This is a genomic window from Wujia chipingensis (genome assembly GCF_014337155.1).
Taxonomy (GTDB): Bacteria; Bacillota; Clostridia; order Lachnospirales; family Lachnospiraceae; genus Coprococcus_C; species Coprococcus_C hominis.
The window spans coordinates 2,781,663-2,799,509 of record NZ_CP060632.1 but is presented as its reverse complement, the minus strand read 5'-3'; the positions used below and the strand labels follow the sequence as shown (position 1 = coordinate 2,799,509).

The 17,847-nt window shown below is 45.8% G+C and carries 18 protein-coding genes; 13 read left to right on the top strand and 5 right to left on the bottom strand.

The genetic code is table 11. The features are described from left to right. Positions 1-15: 15 nt before the first annotated feature. On the bottom strand, positions 16-231 hold the full coding sequence (locus tag H9Q76_RS13115) for a helix-turn-helix domain-containing protein (RefSeq protein WP_249321290.1): 216 nt from the start codon (positions 229-231) through the stop codon (positions 16-18). Between the two features lie 130 nt (positions 232-361). Here H9Q76_RS13115 and H9Q76_RS13110 point away from each other — a divergent pair, with 130 nt between their 5' ends. From H9Q76_RS13110 to H9Q76_RS13080, 7 genes are all read left to right on the top strand, one after another. Then, a complete protein-coding gene (locus tag H9Q76_RS13110; RefSeq protein WP_118374310.1) occupies positions 362-823 on the top strand; it encodes a leucine-rich repeat domain-containing protein in 462 nt (153 codons plus the stop codon). 16 nt (positions 824-839) lie between these two features. Further along, a complete protein-coding gene (locus tag H9Q76_RS13105; protein WP_243023061.1) occupies positions 840-1,274 on the top strand; it encodes a hypothetical protein in 435 nt (144 codons plus the stop codon). A 359-nt stretch (positions 1,275-1,633) separates the two neighbouring features. Next, positions 1,634-2,584 (top strand): 3'-5' exoribonuclease YhaM family protein, encoded by a 951-nt coding sequence (locus H9Q76_RS13100; RefSeq protein ID WP_118671598.1) that lies wholly within the window; start codon positions 1,634-1,636, stop codon positions 2,582-2,584. Then, entirely contained in the window at positions 2,577-3,206 is a 630-nt protein-coding gene (locus H9Q76_RS13095; protein WP_242995339.1) for a TIGR04100 family radical SAM protein, read from the top strand. Before H9Q76_RS13100 ends, H9Q76_RS13095 begins: the two co-directional genes overlap by 8 nt. A gap of 122 nt (positions 3,207-3,328) precedes the next feature. Beyond that, the gene (locus H9Q76_RS13090) at positions 3,329-3,958 is read left to right on the top strand and encodes a hypothetical protein (RefSeq protein WP_021984560.1); all 630 of its coding nucleotides are present in this window, start codon (positions 3,329-3,331) and stop codon (positions 3,956-3,958) included. Positions 3,959-4,049: 91 nt separating this feature from the next. Then, on the top strand, positions 4,050-4,766 hold the full coding sequence (locus tag H9Q76_RS13085) for a lysophospholipid acyltransferase family protein (RefSeq protein ID WP_117780388.1): 717 nt from the start codon (positions 4,050-4,052) through the stop codon (positions 4,764-4,766). Between the two features lie 31 nt (positions 4,767-4,797). Further along, the gene (locus tag H9Q76_RS13080) at positions 4,798-7,500 is read left to right on the top strand and encodes a DUF4125 family protein (RefSeq protein WP_181985549.1); all 2,703 of its coding nucleotides are present in this window, start codon (positions 4,798-4,800) and stop codon (positions 7,498-7,500) included. A 106-nt stretch (positions 7,501-7,606) separates the two neighbouring features. Here H9Q76_RS13080 and mnmA read toward each other — a convergent pair whose 3' ends face one another. Further along, positions 7,607-8,698: a tRNA 2-thiouridine(34) synthase MnmA gene (gene mnmA, locus H9Q76_RS13075; RefSeq protein ID WP_117780386.1), complete on the bottom strand. Its 1,092-nt coding sequence runs from the start codon at positions 8,696-8,698 to the stop codon at positions 7,607-7,609. 216 nt (positions 8,699-8,914) lie between these two features. Here mnmA and H9Q76_RS13070 point away from each other — a divergent pair, with 216 nt between their 5' ends. The 3 genes from H9Q76_RS13070 (at position 8,915) to H9Q76_RS13060 (ending at position 12,170) form a co-directional block, all read left to right on the top strand. Next, positions 8,915-9,811, top strand: a complete 897-nt coding sequence (locus H9Q76_RS13070; protein ID WP_117780385.1) for a serine O-acetyltransferase — start codon at positions 8,915-8,917, stop codon at positions 9,809-9,811. Between the two features lie 11 nt (positions 9,812-9,822). After that, on the top strand, positions 9,823-10,437 hold the full coding sequence (locus H9Q76_RS13065; RefSeq protein WP_117780384.1) for a zinc dependent phospholipase C family protein: 615 nt from the start codon (positions 9,823-9,825) through the stop codon (positions 10,435-10,437). 80 nt (positions 10,438-10,517) lie between these two features. After that, positions 10,518-12,170: a GGDEF and EAL domain-containing protein gene (locus H9Q76_RS13060; protein WP_249321289.1), complete on the top strand. Its 1,653-nt coding sequence runs from the start codon at positions 10,518-10,520 to the stop codon at positions 12,168-12,170. Positions 12,171-12,722: 552 nt separating this feature from the next. On the opposite strand, the gene H9Q76_RS13055 is transcribed toward H9Q76_RS13060, so the two are convergent. The 3 genes from H9Q76_RS13055 to H9Q76_RS13045 all read right to left on the bottom strand — a co-directional run bounded on the left by H9Q76_RS13055 (position 12,723) and on the right by H9Q76_RS13045 (position 14,790). Beyond that, entirely contained in the window at positions 12,723-13,523 is an 801-nt protein-coding gene (locus tag H9Q76_RS13055; RefSeq protein WP_117780382.1) for a BspA family leucine-rich repeat surface protein, read from the bottom strand. Positions 13,524-13,643: 120 nt separating this feature from the next. Then, entirely contained in the window at positions 13,644-14,318 is a 675-nt protein-coding gene (locus H9Q76_RS13050) for a hypothetical protein (protein ID WP_021984568.1), read from the bottom strand. Next, positions 14,305-14,790 carry an RNA polymerase sigma factor gene (locus tag H9Q76_RS13045; RefSeq protein WP_021984569.1) on the bottom strand — a complete coding sequence of 162 codons (486 nt, stop codon included), beginning with the start codon at positions 14,788-14,790 and terminating at the stop codon, positions 14,305-14,307. The genes H9Q76_RS13050 and H9Q76_RS13045 overlap by 14 nt, the downstream gene beginning before the upstream one ends. 215 nt (positions 14,791-15,005) lie before the next feature. Between H9Q76_RS13045 and H9Q76_RS13040 the strand changes: the two genes are divergently transcribed. From H9Q76_RS13040 to H9Q76_RS13030, 3 genes are all read left to right on the top strand, one after another. Next, positions 15,006-15,974 carry an ABC transporter substrate-binding protein gene (locus H9Q76_RS13040; RefSeq protein WP_117780381.1) on the top strand — a complete coding sequence of 323 codons (969 nt, stop codon included), beginning with the start codon at positions 15,006-15,008 and terminating at the stop codon, positions 15,972-15,974. A gap of 121 nt (positions 15,975-16,095) precedes the next feature. Then, complete coding sequence (locus tag H9Q76_RS13035; protein WP_021984571.1) at positions 16,096-17,031, top strand: ABC transporter permease; 936 nt, start codon at positions 16,096-16,098, stop codon at positions 17,029-17,031. Positions 17,032-17,036: 5 nt separating this feature from the next. Beyond that, the gene (locus H9Q76_RS13030; protein ID WP_249321288.1) at positions 17,037-17,831 is read left to right on the top strand and encodes an ABC transporter ATP-binding protein; all 795 of its coding nucleotides are present in this window, start codon (positions 17,037-17,039) and stop codon (positions 17,829-17,831) included. Positions 17,832-17,847 lie beyond the last annotated feature (16 nt).

The following is a 17,847-nucleotide window of genomic DNA, read 5'->3' as shown; positions in this document are numbered from 1 at the left end:
ATTCAAAACAAGGACTTAGAGTTTATTGCTCAGTCCAAGTATATAGTCGGAGGAAACATGATACAATTTGCACAGGGATAGAAGATGGCGGATTGGCAATTCGTTGGCACCGCGCTCATAGCGGGCATACATTGTCTGGGATGTGCCAAGATAGTTAGCGACATATTCCTGCGTGTAGTCATGATCCTCTCTTAAATTTTTGATTCGTTCAATATATTTTTTATTATCCATAATTTCACCTTGTTTACACAATAGCATAGTAAAGAAATGTACTATCCTAATTAGTAAATATTTTTACTAATTATTGTGCGTGGGGAGAGAAGAAATTATGTATATGGAGAGCAGAAGAGGAGGAAAAAAGATGAGAAGAACAAAGAGATTTGCAGGCTTTGCGCTGGCGGCATGTATGGGCGTCAGCTTGCTGGTAAACGTTCCGGTGGGGACGGTGTCGGCGGAAGAACCGACAGAAATGGTAGTTGCAGATATAGCTGAGACGAGTGAAGCAGATTTTGAGTGGGATGGAACGAAGATTACAAAATATAAGGCAAACGGTGCAGATGTCGTAATGCCAAGCAGATGTACCGAGATTGGGGATAGGGCATTTCAAAGCAAGACAGAATTGAAAACGGTAGAGATCCCGGATGGTGTAAAGAAAATAGGCGAGTGTGCGTTCGCGGATTGTAGATTATTAAAAAGTATTGTAATACCAGACAGTGTGACAACAATAGGTGATGAGGCATTTTATTATTGCGCTTTATTGGAGTATGCTGTTATACCAGATGGAGTAACAACGATTGGAAAGCGTGACGAAAATAGAGAATAGTGCTTTTTGGGGGTGCGTGAATCTTAAAACTATCCGGGGATATGCTGGTTCGTACGCAGAGTCTTATGCCAAGGAATATGGCTATATATTTGAAGATGTAGAGGGGAAAATTACTACTTCCTACCGCACTCACGTCCAGTCCTTTGGCTGGCAGAATCCGGTAACGAATGGTGCGATGAGCGGAACAAGCGGAGAAGCAAAGCGGCTGGAAGCAATCCAGATCAAGCTTTATGGCGAGATGGCAAACCGCTTTGATGTATATTATCGTGTACATGCACAGTCTTACGGCTGGCTTGGCTGGGCAAAGAACGGAGAAGAGGCAGGAACTGCCGGATATGCGAAGCGTCTCGAAGGCATCCAGATTGTTTTGGTACCGAAGGGAAGCGCGGCACCGGCGAACAACTATAAGAATATTCAGTCTGTGAATACAAAGGCTTATATCAAGAAGTAATAATTATGTAATTGAAGAATAAGAATAACAAAGGCGGAAGGTGTACTTTAATAGCGAAGTACGCCTTTCGTTTTTAACGTTATTAAACACATAAATAAAAATATTTTTGCCCGTAAACTCGCATAATTACTCACTTTTTCTAAATGTTCCAAACTTACGCTTTACATTTTCAGAAGTTGTATGCTATGGTTTATGATCGGAGGCGGGAGCATGGGAAACTGGTTTGAGAATATGGAGCCAACGAACATACAGGAAGAACGTGCGAAGACGAAGAAGGCGGAGGAATCCTCCCTTGCGAAAAGTATATATAAGTGATATAAATAGGAAAGAGTGAAGCGCAGGATGGAGGAAGAAAGAGCATGAATTATATCAAAGAATTGCGTGATGGAGAGATGGTATCGGAAATCTATCTCTGTAAGAATAAAGTGGTAGCAAAGACAAAGGCTGGAAAGACATATTACTCTTTGCAGCTTCAGGATAAGACCGGAACGGTCGATGCAAAGATCTGGGAGCTTTCGAATGCGATTGCGCATTTCGAGCCGATGGACTATATTCGTGTTGACGCACAGGTAACGAGCTTTAACGGAGCATTGCAGTTAAATGTCAAGCGTGTGCGCGTGGCGGATGAAGGCGAATACAATGTGACAGATTATATGCCATGTTCAACGAAAGATATTGATACGATGTATCAGGAATTACTGGGACTGATTCAGGGTGTAAAAAATCAGTATTTACATAAACTATTGGAAATGTTCTTTGTCGAAGACAAGGCATTTGCGGAGAAGTTCAAGAAGCATTCCGCAGCGAAGTCCATTCATCATGGATTTATAGGCGGTCTGCTGGAACATTCTTTATCGGTTGCAAAATTATGTGAATATATCGCAGCGAATTATCCGGTTGTCAATCATGATTTACTTGTGACGGCAGCGATTTGTCACGACATCGGTAAGGTCGATGAGATTTCCGATTTCCCACAGAACGATTACACCGACGAGGGACAGTTAGTCGGACATATTGTGATGGGTACGATGATGATTGCGGATAAGGTGCGTGAGATTCCAGGATTTCCACCGAAGCTTGCAAATGAGCTGAAGCACTGCATCCTGGCACATCACGGGGAACTGGAATATGGTTCACCGAAGAAACCAGCATTGATCGAGGCGATGGCACTCGCACATGCCGATAATATGGATGCGAAGTTGCAGACATTTACCGAGATTATCCGGGAGAATGAAGACAAGACGGAATGGCTTGGATTTAACCGTATGTTTGAAAGTAATGTGAGATTGACAGGTGAGAAGAATGAGTAGTGAAGTAAGAAAAGCAATGACGATATTATATAAAGTGCATAACGGATTGTATGTGAATCTGACAAATCGTTGTCCGTGTGCGTGCACGTTCTGCGAACGACAGACCCGTGATCATGTGTCAGAGGTAAATGATGCGCCTTTGTGGCTGGAACATGAGCCGAGTGTGGAAGAAGTGATTGCAGAGTTTGAGAAAACGGATGTTACGCCGTATGAAGAAATTGTATTCTGTGGATTTGGTGAGCCGACGGAACGGCTGGATGCACTGCTTGAGATCGCAAAATATCTGAAAGCACATTATGATAAGCCGATCCGTATCAATACAAACGGTCTTGGAGATCTGATCTGGAACGAAGATATCACACCGAAGTTTGCAGGTCTGATCGACACAATCTCTATCAGTCTGAACACACCGGATGCCAAACGGTATCAGGAGATTGTGCGGAGTAAATTCGGGGACGGTTCCTTTGAGGCGATGCTGAAGTTCGCAAAGGATGCGAAAAGGTATGTGCCGAAGGTGGTATTAAGTACCGTGGAGACGACGATCACGAGAGAAGAAGAGGCAAAATGTCAGGCAATCTGTGACGAACTGGGCGTTACCTATCGGATTCGCCCATTTCATTAATAAATTCGCGGACAGATTGTTAACAATCCATGGTAAATGACCGATAATATAAACAGAGATGGGGGTTCCATCTCCAAAAGCACAAGGAAGTGCGTATGATTCTAAGGAAGGAGCAAAAGAACATGGGAATGACAGTAAATGCAATGGCAGGTATGCAGGCTGCAAGTGAAACCGTTTCTGATTATAGTGTAACTGCAAAGGCTGCGGAGACATCCGAGAAGAAGGCTTCTGCAGAGACAGAGAAAGATGCGGTTTACGAGAAGAGCGCGCAGGAAAGTGCCAAGGCACCATATTCCATCAACAAGATGAGCAAGGAAGACCGCGCAGCTTTGGTAAAGCAGCTCAAAGCGGATCAGGAAAGCAGACAGAACAGTCTAACAAATCTTGTATCCCAGATGCTTGGTAAGCAGGCTGGTATGTATGGAATTGCAAACGGAGACGATTCCATCTGGAAGATCTTTGCAAACGGAAATTTCACTGTGGATGCAGCAACGAAAGCACAGGCACAGGAAGATATCTCCGACGATGGATATTGGGGCGTGAAGCAGACCTCGCAGAGATTGTTTGATTTTGCAAGTGCTCTCGCCGGTGACGATGAGGACAAGATGCGCGAAATGCAGAAAGCAATGGAAAAAGGCTTTAAACAGGCAACTGCTGCATGGGGCAAAGATCTGCCGGATATCAGCAACAAGACATTGGATGCGGCAAATAAGCTGTTTGATGAATATTATAAGTCAAAACAAAGCGAATAAATACATAAAAGGTTTGCTATTTCTAACAATTCAGTGTTACAATAAAAGGGTCTTTGACAAGATCCTTTTATTTTTTTGACGGAGAGAGAAAATGCTACGATTCTGGTATGTGATTATTATCTCTTTGCCATATATTATTTACTATCTGGCGAAGGGAAGTTATATAGAGAAAAATACGGAACGCTATTCCGAGGCAGACCGTTATCGCGTGGCACTTCATGTGATTCATGTCATGAAACGAAATGGCAGGATTCGGACGAGTGTGACTGGCGTGGAGAATCTGCCGGCGGAGGGCGGATATGTGTTATATGCCAATCATCAGGGTAAATACGATGCGCTTGGAATTATGGACGCCCATAAGAAACCTTGTACGGTTATGATGGATGCGAAGCGTTCGAAGATGATTATTGTCGATCAGTTTATTACATTGATCGACGGCTGCCGGATTGATAAGACAGATATCAAAAGTCAGGTAGAGGCGGTCCGGAAAGTGACAAAAGAAGTAAAAAAAGGCAGACGGTACATTGTATTTCCAGAGGGCGGGTATTTTCATAACCGGAATGCGATCAAGGAATTCATGCCGGGGGCATTCAAATGTGCAGTGCGTGCAAATTGTCCGATTGTTCCCGTGTTATTGGTAGATTCCTATAAACCATTTGAGATCAATTCTCTGCGGCGTGTAAAGACACAGGTACATTTCCTGCCAGCGATTTATCCGGAAGAGTATGAGGGGATTACAACGGATCAGATTGCAAAGCTGGTGCGAAACCGCATTGTGGATGCAATGCAGCAAAAAGCGTGTGCATAAGAACATTCGGGGAAAAGAGGAGGTACGACTGATGGATATCAATCAGGTATTGATGGATTATGACAATATGTTTGGAACACATTCTCTGGAAGATATAGAGGAGTTTCTGACGACCAATATTGAAGTGGCGATGGATGAGCGGGATTATGCATCGGCACTTTCTCTGCTGAATGAAATGATGGGGTTATGCAGGGATACAAATCAGAATGCAAAGGGACTTCGGTATTGTGCGGATATTGAAGATATACTCGTAAAGATGGGCATGGAAGGCACGGTAGAATATGCAACGAGCCTGTTAAATGTGGCAAATGCGTATCGTACCTTTGGCTATTATATGAAAGCACAGAATTTGTTTGAACGTGTGGAGGTACTTTACCGGGAGAAGCTTTCTGCGGGAGATTACCGGTTCGCGACACTCTATAATAACTGGGCGTTTGTCTACCAGGGAAGTGGCGAGCTGAAGAAGGCAGAAGAGACATTCCGACGGGCACTTGCGGTCGTAGATCTACAGCAGAATGCATGGATGGAGCAGGCAACGACCCGGTGCAATCTGGCACAGGTGTTGCTGCAGCTCGCAGGCGGTGCCGCCATGGGCGCAAATGGACAGCGGGTAGATGGCACAACGGCATCCACCATGTATGAGGAAGCACTGCAATGTCTGGAGCGTGCGCTCCGTATCTTTGAATGGGATGGAAAACGCGATTTCCATTACAGTACGGCACTTGCGATGATGGGCGATGCACTTTGCATGCGTGAAGCGTATGTGCAGGGAGCGGATTATTATATGCAGGCGATGCAGGAAATGGAAAAGCACGTCGGAAAATCGAATGCATATCTGGAAATCGAAGAGCGTTATAAGCAGGCGAAATATTATGCCGAGGAAATGAAGAAGGAAGAGGAAGAAGAACAGACGGCAGTTTTGACTGCGGATATGAAAACAAATCCTTCTGTAAAATATCTGACGAATATTGTGCATATGGGAGAAGTGCAGGCGGAAACAGTGCCGCAGGAAATCGGGACCAAGGAAGCGGCACAGGGACAGTCCGATTATGTGGATACATTATCGGAGGATACGGTTCAGCCAAATGCAGAGAATAACTGGCTGCATATCTGCAAGCGTTTTTATGAATTGCATGGTGCGAAGATGATCCATGAGGAATTTCCGAATTACGAGGCACGGATTGCCGTCGGACTTGTCGGAGAGGGTTCGGAATGCTTTGGCTATGACGATGCCATTTCGCGCGATCATGATTTTGCATTGGGATTCTGTCTGTGGCTTTCAGAGGAGGATTACCGGAGTATCGGAGGTATGCTGCAGAAATCGTATGAGCAGCTTCTGGTTGATTTTGGCGATGAATTCTTACGTGAAAATGGAATTGAAGCACCGACAAACTCGGTCAACAAGGTGCTGTCACATAGAAGAGGTGTTTCCTCTGTGCGCGAGTTCTATGAGAATCTGCTTGGCGTGAAGGTACAGAAAACCGCAGAGGGTGGTTATATTCTCCCGGATAGCTGGCGGCAGATCTCAGAAGAGAAGCTGGCGGCGGCGACCAATGGAATGGTGTTCCGCGATGATGCCGGTGCATTTACAAAGATACGGGAGAGTCTGCTTGAGTATTATCCAACAAAGGTATGGATGATGCGTCTGGCAGAGAAACTGCATGGATTTGCGCAGACAGCGCAGACGAATTATGCACGTATGATGGCAAGACAGGATTATGTGACCGCGAATCTCTGCGTGGCAAAGGGCATGCAGTACACGATGGAGATCATTTATCTGCTGAATCAGAAGTATGCACCTTATTATAAATGGATGCGGAAAGGCATGCAGAGCCTGTCGCTCATTGACAGCGTGGCTCCGATCCTTGACCGGATCGCAGTGATTCCGAATCAGGCAGCTGCGTGGGAAGGACGTACGTATAGCGCGTATGAGACGAATTATAAAGACGAGATTGTGTCCTGCTTTGAGGATATTGCAGAATATCTGTTGATGGAGCTTAAAATGCAGGGCGTAGTGAAAGGGACAGATACATTCCTTGATGTATATGCGCAGGATCTGGTACAGCGTGTGGATCGCGGTGATTTCGGTGCCGTGGAGGATGCCGAGATGGAAGCAAACTACCGCGAGTATGTAAACGATTTGAAGCAGGCGGCAAAAGAAAAGACAACAGAAAAATCAAAATATGACCTCGAAGAAGAGATGGGACTGGCACGTGAATGGAGCAATGAAACGCCATTTGACCGCGAGGAAACGATTGCGGCAATCATAGATGCGGAGTGGAAGTTGTTTGGAAGTACCATCTATCCGGACGACTGGAATACATTCTTCATCATGCGGAAGAGCCGGTATCTGGCTTGGACGAATGATCTGCTTGCAAGCTATCTGCAGGATTGTAAGGCAGGAAATTCTTTGCAGGTAGAGCGGAGTGAGAAACGGATTGGCATCGAAGAGGATCTGGTGCAGATCCAGTTAGACTGGCTGCAGAAATTCATCGAGAATTATCCGAAGATGGCAGGTTATGTACGTTTTATCTATACAAATGATGCACAGGAGACAATCGAATCGGCACTGCGCAGAGACATTGCTGCCTATGGAGACCGGACGTTTATCCTGTTTGGCAAATTTGTGACCGATATCGCACAGGCAGGCGGCAACCTGACATACGACATCATGAATTATATGGCATGCCTGTATGGATATGGTGGAGTTGAAGACGCAGAACGTCAATTATAATTCCAATATAGGACTATCAAGTATAATGAAATAGAAAAGAACTCGTAAACAAACATGCTTGCGTGTGCATGTGATTGTTACGAGTTCTTTTTATGCAGAAAATAGTTTAATATAGTTTTTCTGTCTCACAGATCGTGCCGCCGCCGACTACAATATCACTATCATATAAAACAACGGCCTGTCCTTTCGTGATCGCACGCTGCGGTTCGTCGAAGATGACTTCGATCTTTCCGTCCGGCAGCGGATTCACAGTTGCAGGAGCTTCCGTGTGACGATAGCGGACCTTCGCAGTGACACGGGCCGGGGCATCTATATGGCTGATTGAGATGAGATTCACATCATTTGCGACAAGGCGCTTCGAGAAGAGGTCTTCGTTTCGCCCGAGGACAACCTGATTTTTCTCGATGTCGACATCCATGACATACATCGGCTCTTTCAGTGCCAGCCCAAGTCCCTTGCGCTGTCCGATCGTGTAGCGGATGATTCCTTTGTGGCGTCCTAAGACATTGCCGTGGACATCAACGAAATCGCCCTCCGGGTAAGTCTTGCACGCATGCTGTTCGATGAACTTCGCATAATTTCCATCCGGCACAAAGCAGATATCTTGACTGTCGTGCTTTTTCGCATTGACAAAACCATGTGCTTCCGCGATGGCACGCGTCTCGCTTTTCGGCATGCCGCCGAGTGGAAACTGTGTGTGCGCAAGCTGATCCTGTGTCAGGGAATAGAGCACATAGCTCTGATCCTTGCTTGCGTCGACTGCTTTCTTCAAGAGATAGCGCCCGGTTGTTTCATCCTGTACAATCTGCGCATAATGTCCGGTGACAACGTAATCCATTCCAAGCTCCTGTGCCCGTTGGTACAGATATTCGAATTTCAAATAGCGGTTACAGTCGATGCAGGGATTCGGTGTGATGCCACATTCGTAGCAATGCACGAACTTGTCCATGACCTGTTCCCTGAAATGTTCCTTGAAGTTCATGACGTAGTGATCCATGCCCATTGAATGTGCCACAGCACGGGCATCCTCCACGTCGTCTAAGGAACAGCAGGTGTGTTCCTTGTTGATGACGATGTCATCGTTTTGATATAATTTCATGGTGGCACCGATGCATTCGTAGCCCTGCTCCTTCATCAGAAAGGCCGCCACGCTGCTGTCGACACCGCCGCTCATAGCGATCAATGCTTTCTTATTCATAGTTCCTCCGAAAAATTCCTTGGACTTTTTTGTTTTATAATAGTATAGTATAAATATTGAAAATATAAATAGTCATTGCACATCCGCGCAATTTTTCTATATCATAATATAGTATGAACAGAATTGCAATATATGTGTCCGGTATAAAATGCAGACCGGCATATGCATCTGAGGGTGTGAGGTGGTTATGATTTGAATAGATATTGGAGGCAGGTCATGGGTACAATTGTAAATAAGACGATTCAGGAGGCAACCGCGCGCCTGAAGGGAAATTATGAAGCACAGAAGATTTTTGATATGTCACTTGGCGATTGCGTGCCAGACCGGGATGCGATCATTTCGATTATAGAAGGACTGCGTACGGTTACATTTCCGGGATTTTTCGGCTCTGAAAATATGGCGTATGTGTCAAAGGATAATTTCGCCGGTAGCACGCTGGCAATCCTCTATGAACGGCTGTTTAAGCAGGTACGTGTCGCGTTAAAGTTCGATAACAAGGAGCTTGCCGATGCAGAGATCCGTGCGAAAGCGGAGGAGTATACATCAACATTTATCGCGAAGATCCCGGACATTCAGGCGATGATCTTAAAGGATGTGGATGCGGAGTTTAACGGTGATCCGGCGGCGAAGGACCACCAGGATATCATCCTTTCCTATCCGGGGATTTTCACGATTTTTGTATATCGGTATGCACATGTCCTGTATGAGTTAAATGTACCTTATATTCCGCGTATCATGACGGAATATGCACACGGACTGACCGGAATCGACATTAATCCGGGTGCGACGATCGGCGAATATTTCTGTATCGATCATGGTACGGGAATCGTCATCGGCGAGACGACGACGATCGGCGATCATGTGAAGATCTATCAGGGCGTAACGCTTGGAGCACTCTCCACACGGAAGGGACAGCTGCTTTCCGGTGTGAAGCGTCATCCGACGATCGAGAATAATGTTGTGATTTATGCGAATACTACTATCTTAGGTGGCGAGACTGTGATCGGTGAGAATTCTGTTGTAGCCGGAAACTCTTTTGTCACGACATCCATCCCGGCGAATACGAAGGTCGCTTCGATGCAGCCGGAGCTGGAAATAAAAGAACAGAAGTAGGGATTCGATTTATGCAAACCAAAGATCATCTTGCCTTAGGGCGTTATCTTGCACGTGTATTTGAGATAGAAGAACCGGTAAAAAAATACGCATTTGTAATTGGAAATATCATGCCGGATGTTAACAAATGTTCATACATCCATGGATATTTTCAGTTGCTGCGCGCGCATAGACAACAAAAAGATGCGGGACCTTTGTCGTTGAATGACCATCGGCGTATGCTGATCGGTGGGCATACAGCGGAAGGGTCTCGTTTTTTTGTCAACCGGGTGTACCGCGTGCTGCGGAAACGGGAGAAACTGTCGGTGCGTGATTATTACCAGATGGGAAAGGCGACACATTATCTGGCAGACCGCTTCACGTATCCGCACACAATGCGCTATACCAGTGGATTTTTTGCGCATATCCGATACGAAAAGCAGTTGCATATTTATATGCGGGATATGCTTGCAGTCCTGCCGAATATGCGGGATGCGGTAGATAAATGCTTTTCCCGGACAAGCTTCAACAGTTTGTACCGCTCGTATCGGAAGGAACCGGAGGGAAATGGAACGGTTTTGCACGATTGTTTTCATATTCTGGCAGTATGTATTGCCTATTTGGAAAATATCCTATATAATAAATAAGAAAAGATATGCAAAAAATGTAAACATTCTGATATGCATACACAAGAGAATGAAAAGCAAGAGGGAAGGAGCGTGTATGAGTGGACAAGTCAGAATTCGAGTCACGTTATTTTGACCTGGTATCCAAAGCACCGGGCAAAACTTTTTTATTTTATGGCAATTTAAAAGAAGACATGATACGCTGGTCTGCATCGGCAGTGGAATATTTCGGATTACCGGGGGAGATATTCGGAGATTCCACGCGGGAGTGGATCAGCCGGATTCATCCGGAGGATGTGGAACCATATACAGATAGTCTTATGGAGCTTCTCCATGGCGTAACGCCGTATCACAACTGTGAGTACCGTATCAAGAACGCACAGGGAGAATATGTGTGGGTCAATTGCCGTGGATACATGACTTACGATGCGGATGGAAAAGCAGAGTGGTTTGGTGGTCTTGTCACGAATATGGGATATCAGACAAAGATCGATGCAGTCACGAATCTGTGGACCGTTCATCAGTTCCGGAGTGAGTTAAACCGTCTGCTGGATGACCGCGCGCGGGGTGGAATTCTCATGATCGGGCTGGAGAACTTCAAGCGGATCAATGCAGAATACAGCTATGCTTATGGTGATAAGGTGCTCGCCTTGATCGGAGAGAAGCTGCGTGAGGGTGTGCTCCACAACTGTCATGTATTTCGGATGGACGGAGCGAATTTTGCGATTGTCATGCAGGATGCAGGTGTGGAGCGTATTGTAGAATACAAGAAGTTCGTAGACAGCTTTATGCGGAATCTGGTCGTGTCCGGGCAGGTGGTACACCTGCGGTTTAAGGCAGCGGCAGCGTTCTTCCCTGAAGATGGGGAGTTCTTAGACCAGATTCAAAGTAACCTGTTTTACGCCCTTGATCATGCAAAGCTGACGAATACCGATGATGTTGTATTCTACAGCAAGGAATTATTTGCACAGAAGAAATATATGACACGTCTGAAGGAGGCAATCCGGGAGTGCGTGGAGGAAGACTGTAAGGGTTTCCGTATTGTAATGCAGCCGATCGTGGAGACGAAGAGCGAGGTCTGTGATGCAGCGGAAGTATTACTCCGCTTTATTCATCCGGAATTCGGTGTGATTGGACCGATGGATTTTATTCCGATTCTGGAGAATTCCAAGGAGATCATCCGGGTTGGAAAATGGGTGATCGACCAATCATTACAGACGCTTGCCAGGTGGCGGGAACAGATCGGGCATTTGCCACTGAAACGTCTGCAGATCAATGTGTCTTATGTACAGTTCAAAGATCCGGAGCTCTTAGGTTATGTTGTGGAACGGCTCGATCATTATCAGCTTCCGCATGATGCGGTCATGCTGGAACTGACGGAGAGCTGCCGGGTGGAGCAAACGTCATTTCTATCGGACGTCCTGCAGACATTCAAGGATGCGGGTATCAGCATTGCGCTTGACGACTTCGGAACCGGCTATGCATCGCTGACCGTACTCAAAGACATTCCTGCCGACATGGTGAAGCTTGACCACACGATGACGCGGAGTATCACCGAGAAACCGAAGGACAAAGCGCTGATCGAATTCATCGTTACATACTGCAAGAAGGTTGGTATCGCTGTCTGTGCGGAAGGTGTCGAGAAAGTGGAAGCACTCTCCATCGTACGAAACGCAGGTGTCGAATGTATCCAGGGCTACTACTACGATAAGCCGCTCGAACTTGATACGTTCTACCGGAAATATGTGAAATAAACGATACGGAAATTGTGAAAGATAATTATATAAAGAGATGCACCACAAATATATTTCTATGCAGACGCGCTCTCGCTCGGTTCAGCACGTAGCGGTACTAAATTCGCGCTTCGCACTCATTAAGTGCCGACGTGCTTCAACGGTCTGCTTTAGAAAGATATTTGTGGTGCATCTTAATTTATGTTGAGGATTTCACAATTTCCTTCATGTACATCCTTAGACGTGAGGAATTTGCTTAACCCATACAGTAAATACAGAAGCACGCTGTATAATACTGATAAATTCGTATCGGAGCCGGAGAATATACATATGTTTGGAACTTAGAAGTACTTGATGTTCTGTGAGTTACCAGCAATGTTTGAACACGATGTTCAAACAAGCCGCCACTGAGCCACGGATGGCGAATTGGCGGCGGTTGCGTACGGTATTATGATTTGAATCAGAACATTTAGTACTTCTTAGTTTCAATACATCGTATATACTCTGGCTCCGATATGAAGTATCAAGAATTATACAGCGTGCTTCGTTTAACTTAAGTACATGCAAATTCCGTCAACTAAGGCGAGATTTCACATAGTTGAAATCCTGGTTGTACTTGTTATCAATCTTCTCGTCCCCGAACATGCAGTCCGTGAACATATCATTCGTGTTCGTGCCCGGCGATACAACAAAGCCGTCTCCAAAATCCGCTTTCCCAAGGAACACACTCTCGTAGAACATGTGATCCATATTCGTTACCTGTGCAGTCAGGAACCGCTCCGGGAATTTCAGTCCATCCGGGATACGGCACTCAGAGAACATATACTCCATGTTCATGACATGCGATGTATCAAAGATCTTACCGAAATCAAATGCCTCGGATACAGAACTCTGGTAAAACATGTATCGCATATCCTCGACTTCCTTCGTGTGGAAATGGTCACCGAGCGAGAAGCCCTTCGGCATAACACAGCCTGCAAACATCAGGTTCATGTCCTTGATGCCACGCGTGTTGAACAGTCCGCCGATCTGGAAGCCTTCCGGGAGCGTTACCCAGGAGAACATACCACAGCAGCTACTTGCATTGATCGGAACCTCCAGACGTCCACCCTTGAATTCACGGTAGTTAAATTTCAGAATCTTTTTTCCATTCCAGTTCTTGGTAGGCATAAAACAGATCGGATTGTAGAGAACCCAGTGCTTGTCGCCCGTACCTTCCTGAAACCATTTATAATTTGGTACACCAATCCGGTTCTGGAACCACATACGCTCGGAGTCATCGTTGACATCGATAAAGTAGGAATTTTCTTCATATACAAAGTGGTCACGACCGAATACTTTCTGGCGTTCGATTTCTTCTTTTCCAGCTATCATTAAAATTACCCCCTGTTGCTAATCAATTCGTACAAAAAATGCATGATAATTTGCATATTTTGCACAACAGTCTACTTTGATTATAGCGGATACAGGGGGTAGTTGCAACGGCAAAATCAATTATTGTGCAGATTCTGTCACGGTTTCGGTCTGTTCGATGCCGGTTTCATCTATTTTGTAGGAACCGCCCTGCTCTAACAGAGCGTCTGCGTCAACTCCAAGGTCTTTTTCGGCTTTCGCAAACCATACAGGCGTCTCATCCGGATTCGCCTCGTCAGTTGGGATATTCATCGTGTTGAAAATATATTTTCCCTCTGCATTGAAGATATACTCTGCCCAGCCGTAGCTTTCCACGGTTCCGCCTGCGATGAGCACATGCTTATTTCCTTCGGAATCGGTGTAATCCTTCCGGAAATAGTCTGTGTCGCTGCACTGATCGGTGATGTCTGTTTTCTCATCATTCAGATTTAGATACAGGCGTCCGTTCTCGGCAGTCGTGTAAGAAAGATCTCCTGTTTTTTCGATGGTAAATGTAACCGAGTTGTCGTCCTCGGAGATCTCCACATTCGAGCCATCTGCCATAACAATGATTGTGTGCACAAGAGATTTCCCGGTCGCCGCGTAACATATGCCGTTCGATGCGGCAAACATCATGACCAGACATGCAGCAGTGTAGCACATGCGCCGAACCACACGGGTTGTCCGGCTGCGCCGGATGGATGCCGGGTTTAAGTTGATTTCTGCGTCGGTCGTCAGGCAGTCAAATGCCTGCTTATATTTTTCATGATTCGTCATAGTTCCAATCCTCCTTGATTTCTTCTCGAAGAGCGGCGCGTCCACGGTTTAAGCGAACCTTGACGTTGCTCTCGCTTACATGCAGTATTTCTGCGATTTCCTTGATCGTGTAATCTTCATAATAGAAGAGATGAATGACGGTGCGCTGTTTCTCCGGGAGCCGCAGCACTGCCTCGAACAGGGTACTGCTTTCAGTATCTGGGAAATCCAGCTCCTCCATATAGCTTTCTAAGGATTGCCGGTGTTTCCGCCAGAAGGCGCGAACGATATTCCTGGATTTGTTGATTGCAACCCGCATCAGCCATGCACGGATATGGGTTTCGTCTTCAAATTCTTTCTTCAGAATATGATATTGCAGGAAGGTGTCCTGCACGACATCTTCTGCGTCTTCGCGGTTCTGACAGATACTGAATGCAATCCGGTATAAATGATTCTGATAGCGTTCCATCAGTATCCGTATTGGTATCTTCATAGTCACATCCTCCGTCTGTTTCAAAAGGCCTTTCACAGATTATACACGTGGGCGGACGAAAAGGTTACAAAAACTTGACATTTTTAAATAATCGTGGTTTAATCTGTTACTGTAATACTTTATTACACTAAATCATTAACCTATTAGAGCAATAAATGAGTAAAGAAAATGGATATGCAGCGAAGACATGCATATCGTCGAGGAGGAAGAGAATCATGAGAAAATTAAAGAAATTACTTGCAGTTGCATCTGTTGCTGCAATGACACTTTCCCTTTGCGCCTGTGGCGGCAAGAAGGATGATACTTATACGGTAGGTATCTGTCAGCTGGTACAGCATGAAGCACTCGATGCTGCAACAAAGGGATTTAAGGATGCATTAGTCGAAGAATTTGGTGAGGATGGAATCAAGTTTGATGAGCAGAACGCACAGGGTGATGCAAATACATGTGCGACGATCATCAATGGTTTTGTGAGCAGCGATGTAGATCTGATCCTTGCAAATGCAACGCCTGCATTACAGGCAGCCGCAGCCGGTACAGACACGATTCCGATTCTTGGTACATCTGTAACAGAATATGGTGTTGCACTCGAGCTTTCTGATTTCAATGGTACCGTTGGTAGAAATATTTCTGGTACATCGGATCTTGCACCACTGGAGAGTCAGGCAGATATGATCAAGGAGCTGTTCCCAGATGCAAAGACAGTCGGACTTCTGTACTGTTCAGCAGAGGCAAACTCCCAGTATCAGGTAGATACAGTCAAGGCAGCTCTGGAGAAGCTTGGATATACATGTGAGTATTATTCCTTCTCCGATTCCAATGACCTTTCAACAGTCACAACATCTGCAGCCAATGCAAGTGATGTGATCTACGTTCCAACAGATAACACAGTCGCAGCTAATACAGAGATCATCAAGAATATCTGTATGCCAGCAAAGACTCCTGTAGTTGCCGGCGAGGAAGGTATCTGTAAGGGTTGTGGTGTTGCAACACTTTCTATCAGCTACTATGATCTGGGTGTCGCAACTGGTAAGATGGCAGCCAAGATCCTGAAGGGTGAGTCTAAGGTAGAAGAGATGCCAATCGAGTATGCACCACAGTTTACAAAGAAGTACAACAAGGATATCTGTGACGAACTCGGTATCAGCGTACCAGATGATTACGAAGCAATCACAAACGAGTAATCGAAAAGAATAGCGAAAACAAGCGTATTTACTTGATTTTTGTTGTATTATTATAGTATAGTAGTCGGGTAGAGTTTTTCTACCCGACTTTTGTTAATGAAGAAATAAAGGAGAGAAAGAAATGGATGTAAGTGCTTTATTCAATGCCATGCCAGGCGCGATTGCCCAGGGTCTGATCTGGGGTATTATGGCGATTGGCGTGTACATTACGTTCCGGATTCTGGACATCGCCGATTTGTCCGTCGATGGAACGATGTGTACCGGCGCAGCCGTATGTATTATGTTGATGCAGAAAGGGTATCATGTAGCAGCCGCGATGGCGATCGCGACACTCGCAGGTATGCTTGTTGGTCTGGTAACTGGATTGTTCCATACAACGATGGGAATCCCGGCGATCTTAGCAGGTATTCTGACACAGCTTGGTCTGTGGGGAGTGAACCTGAAGATCATGGGGAAGGCAAATCAGCCGATCAATGTGGACAAATATGATTTGGCAGTTTCTCTCCGATACATAAAGAGAGTGGCATTCTATAAGAATTCCATCTTTGTCGTATTTCTATTTATGATTGTTGTCATCGGAATTTTGTACTGGTTCTTCGGTACAGAGCTTGGTAGTTCGCTTCGTGCAACGGGTTGTAATGAGAATATGGCGCGTGCGCAGGGTATTAACACGAACTTCAACAAGGTACTCGGATTGATGATCTCGAATGGTCTGGTTGCATTTGCAAGTGCATGTCTTGGACAGTATCAGGGATTTGCAGATATCAATATGGGTAAAGGTGCGATCGTAATCGGTCTGGCATCGGTTATCATCGGTGAGGCAATATTCAGCCGTATCTTCAAGAACTTCGCATTGAAGCTTCTGTCGGTTGGTATCGGTGGAGTGATTTATTTCATCGTATTGCAGATCGTTATCTGGCTCGGCGTCGATACGGATTTGTTGAAGCTGTTCCAGGCTTTGATCGTAGCAGTATTCCTTGCAGTGCCTTATTGGAAGGGAAAACATTTCAACAAGGGTAAGAAGCTTGCGGCAACCGCAGAGAAGAAGGAGGCGTAAATACTATGTTAGAGCTGAAGAATATTTATAAGACCTTCAATGCGGGAACGGTCAATGAGAAAATGGCATTAAGAGGACTGAATCTGACGCTGGAGGATGGCGATTTCGTAACCGTCATCGGTGGAAACGGGGCCGGTAAGTCTACGATGTTAAATGCAATCGCCGGTGTATGGCCGGTCGATCAGGGACAGATCCTGATTGGGGATGCCGATGTAACAAAGCTTCCGGAATATAAGCGTGCCAAATATCTCGGCCGTGTGTTCCAGGATCCAATGACCGGAACAGCAGCGACAATGGAGATTCAGGAGAATCTGGCACTGGCACTCCGCCGGGGAGACAGCCGTACTTTGAAAGCCGGAATCACGAAGAAGGAGCATGCAAAGTATCGTGAGATGCTGGCTACACTGGGACTTGGTTTGGAAGACCGTATGACATCGAAGGTAGGACTTCTGTCCGGTGGTCAGAGACAGGCACTCACACTGCTGATGGCAACCCTGAAGAAGCCGAAGCTCCTGCTCCTCGATGAGCATACAGCCGCTCTTGATCCGAAGACTGCGGCGAAGGTATTGCAGACGACCGATATGATCGTCAACCGCGATAATCTGACCACGTTGATGATCACACATAATATGAAGGATGCAATCGCACACGGAAACCGGCTGATCATGATGATGGATGGCAATATCATTCTCGATATCCGTGGTGAAGAGAAGAAGAAGCTGACCGTTGCAGATCTGCTTCGCAAGTTTGAAGAGGCAAGTGGCGAAGAATTCGCGAATGATAAGGCGATTCTTGGTTAATCTATGAATCAGTAGA